Here is a 13837-nt window from a genome sequence, read left to right as displayed (position 1 = left end):
AAAAGCCAGGGGAAATAAAGCCCCTTTTACACTGTTTGTTCCTACAGATGCCGCTTTTATTGCAGATGGCCTAACGCTTGACGTGATCAATAAAACTACACCTGCTTTGCTGGATAGTATCCTGTTGTACCATACCATATCATCCAGCTTAAATTTAGATGATATCAAAAACCGGAAGGATAGCTTTAAAGGCTTGTCACTGTTGCAAAATCCTTATCTGAAAGTTTTTCCTGCTGCCGGTATAAACGGACCTACCACGTTTGATATATACTCTTATTTGCAGTATATAAAAGTTGATGACGGAACACTGCTTATTAATGGCAAGGCCTGCGGTAAGTTAGTACCAACCGAAGCGAAAGACGGTCTGCTTTGGCCGATAGACCATGTTTTGCACAAACCAACCAAAACGTTGATGGAGGCTTTACAGGATGACGGCCGTTTTGGAATGTATATCGAGCTTAATTTACAAAACGATGCTTTATACAACGAGTTGACCTTTGGTATCGTTGTTCATGATTTTACGCAGGGATTAGTGCTTTTGCCTTATTATGCCAATTATAACGTAACCTTTTCATCATTATTTGCTATTCCTGATGCGGTTTTTCATGCTGCGGGTTTCCAAACGGTTGAGGACGTAATGAAGCTGAACGACCGCAACCCGCTCCCTACGGTTGATTGGGATACTTATTCGGTAATAGGTGGTTTGGCAACGGATACTTTGGTGGGCTATCATCGCTGGGGTACCATGTTTTCTTACTATGATGTAAACTCCGGCAGGGGAGATATCAATGCCCTCAATTTTTATTCTCCTGATTTAACCAACGCTGTGCTGAACAATTATACAGTAGTAACATCGGGTACGTACGGCACTTACCCAATTTATCCGATGCCGCTTGATTTTGGTAAGCAAAACGGGGCCATTACCGTGAATGTAAAAGGCTCAAACCATCCGGCAGCAAAAATCACCGAATCGGACATCAATACGCTGATGGGGCCGATACATGTAGTTGATCATTTTATGGTGCCAAAAAACTTTAAGTTTTAAACCAGGCAACACACACATCTAAACAAAAAATTAATGAAAGCTTATAAATATATGCTATTGCTTTTGCTTGCCCTTAGTATGGGCAGCTGCAAAAAAGATAAGCAGGAAAAAGCGAACCAAGGCGGTAATAAGTTAAGTGATATTATTGCCGATAACTTTAACCTTTCGGTTTTTAACACCGGTTTAACAGCCGTTAGTTTACGCGGAAAACTGTCAGGTAACGGGTCTTTTACGGTGATCACCCCATCAGATGATGCTTTTGCACGGGGAGGATATGGAAGCTCTGAAGCGGTTTTGAGCGAGGCCCCGGCAAGGATCTCATCGATATTGAATTACCATATCCTTAATGGCGAGTATGAACTGAATAAATTGCCCTTTCTGTTTAACCAGGAGTTGAAATCATCAAACGGGGGGAAGCTTTTTGTTACCCATTGGATAAACGGTGCCGATACCGTACTTACCATAAACGGCGCAAGGGTGCTATCGCAAAATATAAAGGCAAGCAACGGATTGATCCAGGTGATTGACCGGATGCTTGAACCATATACTTATGAGCAAATTACCGATGCCATAGCATCCGATAAAAACCTGAGCTTATTTTGCCAGGCGCTTCAGCGGGCGGGGCTGGTCACTCCGTTACAAAGCGGCGGCCCTTACACCATTTTCGCACCCGGTAATGCGGCCATGATTTCGTACGGTTATCCAACTTTGGCTGCCATAAACCAGGCCGATCCTAACACCCTGAGAACCTTTTTACGCTACCATATCCTGAACGACAGGCGGTTTGTTTACGATTATGTTTTAAGCGCCGGCGCATCTAACAAAACCGAGCAGACCATGCAGGATGGAAATTCTGTAGCGATAACCATATCATCCACTTCCGGACAGGGAGGCACAATTTACAGTATCAACTTAAAGGGAAGCGGAAATACATCAACCGTACAGACAACTAAACAGGATGTATTAACCGGGAACGGGGTTTTACACACCATAAACGGTGCGCTTAAAATTACCCAATAAGTATAACTCAAAAAAAGACATTACAGAGATGACGATATACAAAATACTCAAAAGGATCTTTTTACTCCTGTTGCTGCTATCGCCCTTTGTGGTAAGCGCGCAGGAAACAAGCGGTGCCATAAGCGGTTCGGTAACTGATGCTTCGGGACTGGCTTTGTCGGGCGCTACCATTACGGCAGTGCACTTGCCGTCAGGCACGCGTTACGCATCGGCCGCTAATAAGGATGGCCGCTTTTATCTTAACAACTTACGCATAGGCGGCCCTTACAGTGTTGAGGCAACCATGGTGAGTATGGCTTCGCAGAAAAAGGAAGATATTACCATCAGGCTCGGCGCTGCTTATGAGGTTAACTTTTCGCTGGCAGATGCATCAAAGCAGCTTGGTGAAGTTGTAATTAAATCCACCAAAAAAAGCGCGCAGGCCAGTACCTATGGTTCGGGTAAAAATATCAGCGCTGCGCAGGTGCGCAATATGCCCACTGTATCGCGCAGCATTACCGATATCACCAGATTGGTACCGCAAGGTAGTAAGGATAATAGTTTTGGCGGCAGCAACTTTCGTTACAACAACGTAACTATTGATGGTGCTATTAATAATGACGCTATCGGTTTTAGTCCTTCATTGGGTGGGCAATCGGGTACTTCGGGTATGGCCGGAAGTTCAACCCGCACCAACCCCATATCGCTGGATGCTATTGAGGATATGCAGGTTTACCTGGCCCCCTTTGATGTTAAGATAGGCAATTTTACAGGTGGTTCGGTAAATGCAGTAACCCGCAGCGGTACCAATACTGTAATCGGTTCGGTATATGGTTTTGGCCGTAACGCCGCGCTAACCGGTAACGATAGGGTAGGCACGCTGGGCAAAATGAATAGCGATTTTTACGATTACCAAACAGGTATCAGGCTGGGCTTCCCGATTATTAAAAACAAGTTATTCTTTTTTACCAACGAGGAGAAAGCCCGCAGGCAGGATCCTGCTCAGTTATTGGCAGGCCAGGCCGAAACCAGTCAGATTTTAAGCGTTGCCGATGCTAAAGCCATTGCCGATGCTACGCCGTTTAACGCGGGGACTGCCGGTAACTTTAACACTTACGCACGATCTGTTAAATTTTTTAACAGGTTGGATTGGAATATCGATGATAAAAACCAACTGGTGGTACGCAATAATACCATCCTATCAAAAGCTACCATTATGGATCGTGATCAGCAGGATTTCAGGTTCAGCAGTATGGCTTATCTGCAAAAAAATAATCAAAGCTCAACTGTTGCCGAACTTAAAAGCAGGTTGAGCAACACGCTGTCGGGTAATTTACTGGTAGGGTACACCATGGTAAATGATTCGAGAGATCCATCAAGTGATCCAAGCCTGCCGCAGGTACAAATTATGGGCCGCACACCGGGTACCACCATTTACTTAGGTACAGATCGCGAAGCCAGCATATTTGATATGAAGCAGCGCACGCTCGAGCTTACCGCCAACTTAAACTGGACTGTTGGTAACCACCGCTTCACCTTTGGTACCCATAACGAGTTTTATAAAATTACCTACGGCTTTGTAAACGCCTGGAACGGCCGTGTTGACTATAACAGCATTGACGATTACCTGAACAATAATCCTTACCGGGTACGCGGCGCATACAATTACACCAATAACAATCGCGATTATATCCTTAATAATCCGGGAGCCAAGTTTGATGTGAACATGTACAGTGCCTATGTTCAGGACGAAATCACAGTATCTGATAAATTTAAGGTAATTCCCGGTTTACGTGCCGATATGACCTATTTGCCTGAAATGCCGTTTTTAAGCGATAAAACCCGTACCGCGCTGGATGACCCCAACTTTGGTACCACCTACACCTATACCCCGCTTAAAAAAATCACCAATAACTTTTTAAACAAGGTACAGGTATCGCCCCGTATCGGTTTTCGTTATGATTGGTTTGGCGATCAAAGCTTGATTTTGCGTGGTGGTGCTGGCTTGTTTACCGGCCGCATCCCTATGGCCTGGCTGGCTTATGCCTATTACAACACTGGTAACAGCTATGGCGCATTTGATCAAAAGGCCGATCAAAAACCTTTTGTAACAGGCAGCAACCCGTTAAAAGGTGGCCCTAATGGTATTGCCGATTTTATCCAGGCCAATGGCGCGGTGATCAATAACCCAAACAGCGGCAAAACCCAGGTTGATTTGGTTGATAATAATTTTGTGATGCCACAGGTATTGCGTACCAGCATAGCCGGCGATTACATTACTGCCGACCAGTGGAAGTTTACCGTTGAGGTTATCTACACCAAAAACATTAAGGATGTACTGTTTCAGCAGTTGAACGTACTGGATAACCCAACATATTATCCCTACGATAAAAATCGTCAGCAACCTATTTACAGCGGCACTGTCGATCAGCGTTTTTCAAATACTTATTTGCTGAGCAATACCAATAAAGGTTATCGCTATAGCTTAAGCGCGACGGTCAGTAAAACCATCGCCAACCAGTTGCAGGCTTCGGTATCATATACCTTCGGTCAGTCTAAAGATCTTTCAAACGGGGTGCGTAACTCCATGGAATCAAACTGGCAATTAAACCAGTCGCTGGTTCCAAATAACCCAACTTTAGCTAACAGTAACTTTGATATCAGGCATAGGATAGTTGCCAATATCGGCTACAATAAAAACTGGGTTAAGGCTGGGCGTACCAATGTTTCCTTGTTTTTTAGCGCACAATCGGGCAGTCCGTTTAGCTACGGTGTAGTTAATAATAGTGTTCAGGGTTTACCGCAGCAGGTTAGTTTAGTTTATATCCCAACAAGGGATGAAGCCATCCGCTTTTTCCAGGATAGCCCAACAGCTGGCACGGCGGTGCAGCAGGCTACAGCGTTTAACGCTTATATTGATAAAGACAGCTACCTGAACAGCAGGAGGGGCAATTTTACCGAGCGTAACAAAGGCCGCACACCATGGAATGTCCAGGCCGATCTGCATATCGCCCATGATATCTACTTGAACGCTGATAACAAGCAGTTTTTCACCATCACGGCCGATGTAATGAACCTCACCAATCTGATCAATAAAAGCTGGGGTGTTCAGTACTTTTCGCCAAATACATTTAACTCTACCGCCAGTGTGGGCCTAACCCCGGTTTTATTCCCTCCGCAGCAAAACGCGGGCGGCTATCCGCTATACCAGTTCAGCACGCCGGGTAAACCTTACAGTATTGACTACTACGGTTCAAGAACGCTAATGCAATTGGGCGCACGATATACTTTCTAACCCAGGAATTTAAAAATCAAAAACATGAAAAACTATAGTATCAGGTTTTACAGCATGGTGTGTTGCCTTATGATGGTAGCGCTGCTGAGTGCCTGTAAAAAAGATAAGGATAAAGGCGTAAAGCCCCAGCCCAAAGTCACAGAATATTACCCTAACAGCGGTGGTGAAGGTACTTTGGTTACAGTAGCAGGCAGTGGCTTTAGCGGCAGCATATCAGCTACCTTTGCGGGTACAACCGCGGATGTGGTAAGCATTACAGCTACCGAAATGGTTGTAAGGGCACCTAAAGGTGGCAGCACCGGTGATATAGCCTTAAAGCTGGATAACGCATCGCTAACCGTTGGCAAGTACACTTACCAGGATTTGAGCATCCGTAAAATAAGCCCTACCAATGGTACTGCCGGTGCCCATGTACGTGTATCTGGTTCGGGTTTCAGTAGCGCCACCGGGCCTGCTGTAGTTACCATTAACGGGAAAACCACGCAGATAGTAAGTGCTTCGGATACACTTTTGGTGGTTGAAGTACCTGCTAACGTAGGCACAGGCCAGGTAAAGGTTACTGTTAATGGTAAAAATGTTACCGGGCAAAGCTTCAAATACCAGGTCATCAATACCATAAAACCGCTTACCGGTGGTAAGGGTACAATTGTGCGTATTAACGGCAGTGGCTTTGAAAATACTATTGCAGGTAACTCCATCGATTTTAATGGTAAGCAAGCAGTAGTGAAAGAAGCCGATGTTGATCATATTATAGTAGTTGCTCCGGATGGGGTACAAACAGGACCGCTATCAGTAACTATTAGCGGGCAAAAAATTGTTGGTCCGGTGTTTACCATGGTGCCGCCGCCGGTTATTCAAACGGTTACGCCACTAAGCGGGCCGGCAAAAACAGTGATGACCATAGCCGGAACAACGTTCAGTACCATATTGGATGAAAATAAGGTAACCATCAATGGCATAACAATCCCGGTTACGGCAGCCACGGCCACAAAACTAACCTTGACTATTCCCGGTGGTACAGGTAACGGCAAAGTGGTTTTAAGTGTAAACGACCAAACAGTGCAAGGGCCTGATTTTAAAGATCAATCGGTAGGTATTACCTCTTTAAGTCCGGAAAATGGCTTGGCAGGTACGCATGTTATCATCAGCGGTTTAGGTTTCAATACTACCGCAAGTATGAACAAGGTAACCTTTAATGGTGTAGCCGCTACTGTGGTAAGCGCTACAGCCTCCAGCCTGGAGGTAATTGCACCGCAAGGTTTATCAACAGGCCCTGTAAAAGTGGTAACCGATGGTATTGAAGCACTCGCTCCGGCCGACTTTAAGCGTGCCGGTGTAATAACAATTGCCGGTGGTCCTGGTAACACTTCATTAACCCTGGCAACATACCGCTCAGGTAGCCTGGCTGTGGATAGCAAAGGCAACGTTTTTGTGATAGAGGTGGAGCAAAGCCGCATCAAGAAAATAGCGCCAAATGGTACAGTTACTTTATTTGCAGGCAGCCCGGCCGGAGAAAGAGGCTATGTAGATGGCCTGGGCGATAAAGCCTTGTTTAACTTAAGTACCAATCCCGGCATGGACATCGACGAAAACGACAACCTGTATGTTAGTGACGGTACAAAAGTTCGTAAAATAACGCCGCAGGGCATGGTAAGCACTTTCGTAAGTAATTTAGGAACCATCAATAAATTGGCGTTTGATGAAACCGGGATCCTTTATGTGATGGGAAGTTTTAACGGCGCATGGCGAATAGATAAAGAGGGCACCCGCTCGGCTGTGAGTATTATCGCTTCGCAGGATGATTCCCGCCCTGCTCCTTATAATGGTCATTTATACAAGGTGAGTAACGAGGGTAATTATCTTGATAGTTATAACCTGCTTACCAATAATTCTTTAAACAGATGGGTTGGCTCAAATTACGGCTTTGCTGATGGCATAGGGACGGCGGCCGCGTTCAGTGCTATAAACGGACTGGTATCTGATCGTGCCGGTACTATTTATGTATCTGATTACATTAATAAGGCGATCCGTAAAATAAATATCGCTACAAGGGAGGTTACTACCGTATTACAATTTGCGGCAGGTACCAATGTTGATGGTGCATTTAACGAGGCCAAATCAGGCTCGTTAGGGGATATCACTGTAGATAGGCAGGGCAATATCTATTTTATAGATATGAGCAATAATGCCGTGAGGAAGATTTTCCTGAAATAAAAGCAAAATAACAACAGTTACAAACCGGGGTGGCTTATTCCATTCCGGTTTTTTTATCATCCATTTAATAACAGTAAATATGCCATCATTCGTAATAGAAGAACTTATTATCAGGTTGCAGGAGTTTAATAGGGGAGTCGGTACGCTTAAATCTTATGTTAGGCTTGGTGAACAAATGATCATAAAAACAACCCGGGGAGTGATCACGGTTCCGATGAGTTTATTGAATGGTCAATTACAGGAACCTACAGTTATTACAAACGAGGAGATCGCTATACTTGCCGGGCAGTTTATCAAGTCAAGAAAGCGAGTAGATGAAGAAATAGTTACTATATAGTAATAAAAATGATGTTACGAAGCAGCAATGAGTAATTTCGATATACCTTACAATTACTGGCAGATTATAATGGATGATTATATAAAAGATAGTAGACCCTATCATAACCGACGTTTGTTTTTTTTAGGGGTTTTGATAATAGTATTTATGCTGCTTTGTTGCTGCGTAGGGGGCTTATGCTTTCTGCTTCGATAATTGTCTGATAGTTTCAGTAAGAAGCTCTGTTAATCTATTCAGAATTATTGACAATGGTGCTTGATACGGGGGTCAGGTAGAGGTTTTTACTTTAAAGTAATTTACTTGAAATCTGATTATAAGTTTGATATGAAAAAGAGAAAAGCTAAACGTAGAAAAGTACCAACCGAGTTTATTAGAATTGCAGAGGCTTATAACGAACAAGAAAGGATTAAAGAAGATGAGCTACTGAAGCTGATTGCTGACATTATTGTTAATGCATCATTGAAAGAGTTATATCGGGACAACTGAATTAAATATCAATAAAGTGCCAAGGTTCAATTGAATCAAATGGATAGGTATTTTAGCTGTTATTTTTGAATGCTAAATATTAAAAAAAGACGTCTTTTTAGCCAATTTGCATTGGTTTTATGGGTTGGTTATCAGTTTTTTAAGGTGTTCGATAAGTGGGGTTAATCATAAAATGTGTTGTCGAGCACCCGAATTGTTTTGACTTTGCTTTACTTGTTGATAATCAATTGTTTATTCTTTAAAAGAATTGATCGTTTGGAAATTAACCCATAGATAGGCGGCGGGGTTGTCGAATACTTAATTATTGGATTTTAAGCACTATGTGATTAAAAAAACGAACACCGCAAATAGTTAATTAACCTATTGGTGTTTAATTAGTTACAGTGTTCGATAGTGGAGCGGTGGAGATATCAATTGAAGCTCTAATCCTGCTAATGATGTAAGCGGCGGCTTTGAGCGGAGGGGAACCATAATACAAATGCTATTATGCGATTAACCTGAAATTATTATGTAGTGTTCTGGTACCAAACCTCATGGTACTTGTATTATATTGTAAAGCAGTATAGTATACTTATTTATACATATCGCTTTAATACAAACATTATTATAAACCACTACGATTATACCCGCTAAAATTAAATCCTTATGAAAAAACTTTTTATAGCTTGTTGGCTATTCATTTTTGTTGCGCATAATGTTTTTGCTCAAAAAGAGCTATCCCGCGATGAACGTATGAAATGGTGGCGGGAGGCTCGTTTCGGCATGTTTATACATTGGGGCGATTATGCCGGACTGGCCGGTATGTATAAAGGATACGAGATAGGGCACGGTGGTGAATGGATCATGAACAGGGGCAAGATTCCGGTAGCCGAATACCAGGAGTTTGCCAAAAAATTTAACCCTGTAAAGTATGATCCTGATGCTTGGGTAAAACTGGCTAAACAGGCTGGTATGAAATATATTGTGATAACCGCCAAGCATCATGACGGCTTTGCCATGTTCAAATCAAATGCAAGCAAGTGGAACATTGTCGATGCCACACCTTATGGTAAAGATGTTTTGAAGCCATTGGCTGCAGCATGCAAAAAATACGGTATCAAGCTCGGATTTTATTATTCACAGGCCCAGGACTGGAACAACCCGGGTGGTGCGGCAGCGCGCAAAGTAAGCAGCGAGGGTTGGCCGAACCCCGACTCAGCCAAAATTGATGCTTATACCCTTGAACATAGTGGCCATTGGGATCCTGCTCAAACTTCGGCAACAATGGCTGATTATATTGATCGGGTTGCTGTTCCGCAGGTAAAAGAGCTGTTAACCAATTATGGTGATATCGCCGTAATTTGGTGGGATACACCGACTAACATGACTGATGAGTTTGCTCAAAAATTGCATGACCTGTTAAAATTGAAGCCCAACATTATCACTAACGACCGGCTTAAGCGCCCAAACTTTGCGGGTGATTACAAAACACCAGAGCAAAAAATACCCAACCTGAGTGAGCTTGATGGAAAAGATTGGGAAACCTGTATGACTATGAATGGTACCTGGGGGTATAAAAGCTATGATCATAAATGGAAAACTCCTGAAACGTTAATCCACAACCTCATTGATATTGCATCAAAAGGAGGGAATTACCTGTTAAATGTTGGCCCCAATGCCGAAGGCGAATTCCCGCAGGAAAGTATAACCACTTTGAAAAAGATGGGTGAATGGATGAAGGTAAACAGCGAAGCGATATACGCTACCAAGGCAAGTCCACTTCAACCCTTAAGCTGGGGCAGATGTACCCTTAAGCCAAACGGTAAAAATACCACCCTGTATTTCTCCGTATTCAACTGGCCTTCGGACGGAAAGCTGGTTATTCCCGGCCTGAAAAATGAAGTTTTAAGCGCTAAAATGCTGGCCGGAAATACGGCATTAAAAGCTGCACTATCAAGTGAAGGCCTCATTATAAATACCCCTGATAAAGCCACTGATAGCATTGCTACCGTAATAAAGGTAGAGGTAAAAGGGGAGATAAGCAGGCAGGCTGCTAACCCAACCGGTACAATGAAAACAGGTGCTCTTGATTAACAAATGAAACAAGGATTAACTATGTTTTTTAAAAAATCTTTGATTATCGGATTGCTATTTACGAGCAACCTGCTTAAAGCGCAGTTTGTTTTAAAAGCAGACGGAAGTGACGATGCATATCAGCAAATATCTCGTGTATTGGGCGGCGATGCCTGTGAAGTTCCTGATTGTGCCCATCATGTTAAACATATTACAGAAGCCTTTGATAAGCAGTTAGGTGAATATGTTTTTGTTTTTTACAGCCATGCTAAAGAAGATAATGACCGCTGTCGGAATTACGACAGGGAGCGGGTAGAGATCAAAACTTATGGCCCATCTGCAGCTAAATTAAAGGGAGAGCGGGGTGAAACGGTTGTTTATAAATGGAAATTTAAAATAGATAGCGGCTTTAAAGCACAGCCAACGTTTACCCATATCCACCAGATAAAAGCGGGTGATGGAGATGCCGGAGCTCCCATTATAACTTTTACACCCCGGTTTGGTGAGCCGGATAAGTTTGAAATAATTCATACAGGTTCGGCAAAACGAACTTCGCAAGGGGTTTTAGCCAGCGTTAACCTGGTCTATTTTAAAGGCAACTGGGTTGAAGTGACAGAGACGCTTCATTATGATAGCATTGGAACTTATAATGTTGAGATCAAACGGCTTGCAGATAATAAGGTACTGCTTAGTTATGTCAATACCAATATTGACCTGTGGCGAAAAGGTACTTCATTTTGCAGGCCGAAATGGGGCGTGTACCGGAGCTTGAAAAGTCCGGCTTACATTAGGGACGAAGATGTAATGTTTGCCGACATCTCTATCGGGGAACAATAACTGACAGTTTATTAACACATAGTTTTTTAAAACACTTTAAGCTCATGTATGTATGGCTTTTTGAATTATCAAAGAGTTGACACCAGGATTAAAGTAAAACCTATAGTATGAATAATTTTATACGGATTGTTTTTTTAATTCTTTTTTGTCGTTCGGCAATTGTAAACGCGCAAACTGGTAAGGCAATATTGATAAATACAAATAATGTAAGCATGGTGCTTACAATAGGCGCAAATAACAGGATCTATCAATCATACCTTGGTAAACGGTTTTTAAATAACGAAGAAACCGCGCTGATCCCCACAGGGAAACATGAAGCCTATATTACAGGGGGAATGGAAGATTTGCTGCAGCCCGCTATCCGTTTAATCCATAGTGATCATAATCCTTCGCTTGAGTTGAGGTATGTTAGCCATACTACAAAAAGTCTTGACAATAACGTCAGCGAAACAACCATCCAATTACAGGATCCCAAATATCCTGTACAGGTGATATTGCATTACCAGTGCTTCAACAAAGAAGATATTATAAAGACATGGACTGAAATTAAAAACAATGAAGAAGGAACGGTAACCCTTGAGGATTATGCCTCGTGCATGCTTCACCTGGAAGCTAAGGATTATTGGCTCACCCAATTCCATGGCGATTGGGCATCTGAAATGAAAATGCAGGAAAGCAAACTCACCAGCGGAGTGAAGGAGATCGACAGTAAATTAGGTACAAGGACAGATATGTACCAAACCCCGGTATTTTTCCTGGCATTAAATAAACCGGCTGATGAAACCACCGGCGAACTAATAGCCGGAACACTGGCATGGACAGGCAACTTTAAGTTTCATTTCGAAATTGATGAGCGCAACGCCTTAAGGATTATACCGGGTATTAACTCTTATGCATCGGCATATGTGCTAAAGAACGGCGAAACTTTTACCACCCCGGCCTTTATTTTTACTTATTCGGTTAGCGGAAAAGGGCAGGCCAGCCGCAATTTGCACAGGTGGGCCCGCAATTACGGTGTGCTTGATGGCAATAAACCGCGCCTTACCTTGCTCAATAATTGGGAGGCCACACATGTTAATTTCGATGAAAAGGAACTCATTAATTTATTTGATGATGCAAAAAAACTGGGCACAGATCTGTTTTTGCTGGATGACGGATGGTTCGGAAATAAATATCCCCGCAATAATGACAAAGCCGGCCTGGGAGATTGGCAGGAAAATAAATCAAAATTGCCAAACGGCATTGCTTACCTGGTAAAACAGGCCGAAGCCAAGGGCCTGAAGTTTGGTATCTGGCTTGAGCCTGAAATGGTCAACCCTAAGAGTGAGCTATATGAACAGCATCCAGACTGGATACTGAAATTGCCAAACCGCGACGAAAATTATCAGCGTAATCAATTGGTACTCGATCTTACCAATCCTAAAGTGGCAGATTATGTGTATCATATTGTAGATGATATGCTTACTGAAAATCCCGCTTTGGCTTATATTAAATGGGATTGCAATCGCAACATGACCAATGCATGGTCTCCATATTTAAAAGACAAGCAATCTGCATTATACGTTGATTATACTTTAAGCTTGTATAAAATCCTTGATCGTTTGCGCCAAAAATACCCGCATTTACCAATTATGTTATGTGCCGGCGGCGGCGGGCGTACAGATTATGGGGCTTTAAAATACTTCACGGAGTTTTGGCCCAGCGACGATACGGACCCATTAGAACGAGTTTATATACAATGGGGATATAGTAACTTTTTTCCGTCATTAACCATATCAAGCCATGTTACTTCATGGGGCAAACAATCCATGAAATTTAAAACAGATCTTGCCATGATGGATAAGCTGGGCTATGACATTAAGGTTAGTAAAATGACAGATGACGAACTGGAGTTTAGCAAACAGGCAATTAAAAACTATAATCGCCTGAGCGGCATCATTTGGTTTGGCGATTTGTACCGCATTATTTCGCCATATGAAGAGAACCGAATGGTGGCTATGTATGTAAATGATGAAAAATCAAAAGCCGTACTGTTCAATTATAACCTGAACACACGTTATAAAGAAGTGTTTAACCGGGTGCGTTTGCAAGGGTTGGACAGCCACAAATTATACCGGGTAGAAGAGATAAACCTGATGCCGGGCTCCAAATCAAGCCTTGCAGAAAACGGCGATACATTTAGCGGGGACTACCTGATGACCATGGGGCTTAATTTAACTCCAGGGAAATTAATACCCTTAAGCAGCATGATAATTGAAATAAATGCCTGGAATTAGAGATGTTTCGCAACACTAAGCTGTTGCCTGTTGGTTAAAAAGGGTACGTACACGTTAATGCAACACCCATAATAACAGTAGCGCAAACTTTTGCGTACTTTGTAGTAAATTATCATTTTACTATTAAATTTTATCTCTACTTTAGTTTTACCAATTATAGCCCGACAATGCATAATCGTAGCTTTTACAATATGGTTGTTACAGTTTGACATTGATAAGGGTATTAATAAGATAAATAACATTTGGGCGTCGTTTTTTTGCGATAGGTTAGATGCCTAAAAACAATAAATCGGCCT

General features: G+C 42.7%; 9 protein-coding genes. All 9 read left to right on the top strand.

Annotation, left to right across the window (positions count from 1 at the left end; genetic code table 11):
• Positions 1-1045, top strand: a 1045-nt coding sequence (locus VF500_RS04315; RefSeq protein WP_330858497.1) for a fasciclin domain-containing protein, incomplete at its 5' end; no start/stop codon positions are given.
• A 33-nt stretch (positions 1046-1078) separates the two neighbouring features.
• Positions 1079-2065 (top strand): fasciclin domain-containing protein, encoded by a 987-nt coding sequence (locus tag VF500_RS04310; protein WP_330858496.1) that lies wholly within the window; start codon positions 1079-1081, stop codon positions 2063-2065.
• 28 nt (positions 2066-2093) lie between these two features.
• Positions 2094-5339, top strand: a complete 3246-nt coding sequence (locus VF500_RS04305; RefSeq protein ID WP_330858495.1) for a TonB-dependent receptor — start codon at positions 2094-2096, stop codon at positions 5337-5339.
• Between the two features lie 24 nt (positions 5340-5363).
• The gene (locus tag VF500_RS04300; RefSeq protein WP_330858494.1) at positions 5364-7553 is read left to right on the top strand and encodes an IPT/TIG domain-containing protein; all 2190 of its coding nucleotides are present in this window, start codon (positions 5364-5366) and stop codon (positions 7551-7553) included.
• 79 nt (positions 7554-7632) lie between these two features.
• Positions 7633-7890 (top strand): hypothetical protein, encoded by a 258-nt coding sequence (locus tag VF500_RS04295; protein WP_330858493.1) that lies wholly within the window; start codon positions 7633-7635, stop codon positions 7888-7890.
• A 324-nt stretch (positions 7891-8214) separates the two neighbouring features.
• A complete protein-coding gene (locus VF500_RS04290; RefSeq protein WP_330858492.1) occupies positions 8215-8376 on the top strand; it encodes a hypothetical protein in 162 nt (53 codons plus the stop codon).
• 645 nt (positions 8377-9021) lie between these two features.
• Positions 9022-10449, top strand: coding sequence for an alpha-L-fucosidase (locus VF500_RS04285; protein ID WP_330858491.1), 1428 nt, complete (start codon positions 9022-9024; stop codon positions 10447-10449).
• Between the two features lie 3 nt (positions 10450-10452).
• Positions 10453-11265: a hypothetical protein gene (locus VF500_RS04280; RefSeq protein ID WP_330858490.1), complete on the top strand. Its 813-nt coding sequence runs from the start codon at positions 10453-10455 to the stop codon at positions 11263-11265.
• A gap of 212 nt (positions 11266-11477) precedes the next feature.
• A complete protein-coding gene (locus VF500_RS04275; protein ID WP_330858489.1) occupies positions 11478-13541 on the top strand; it encodes an alpha-galactosidase in 2064 nt (687 codons plus the stop codon).
• The last annotated feature ends 296 nt before the right edge of the window (positions 13542-13837 follow it).

The sequence above is a fragment of the Mucilaginibacter sp. genome (assembly GCF_036383575.1).
GTDB lineage: Bacteria > Bacteroidota > Bacteroidia > Sphingobacteriales > Sphingobacteriaceae > Mucilaginibacter.
The sequence above is the reverse complement of the archived record's forward strand: the minus strand, read 5'-3'. Positions and strand labels throughout refer to the sequence as shown.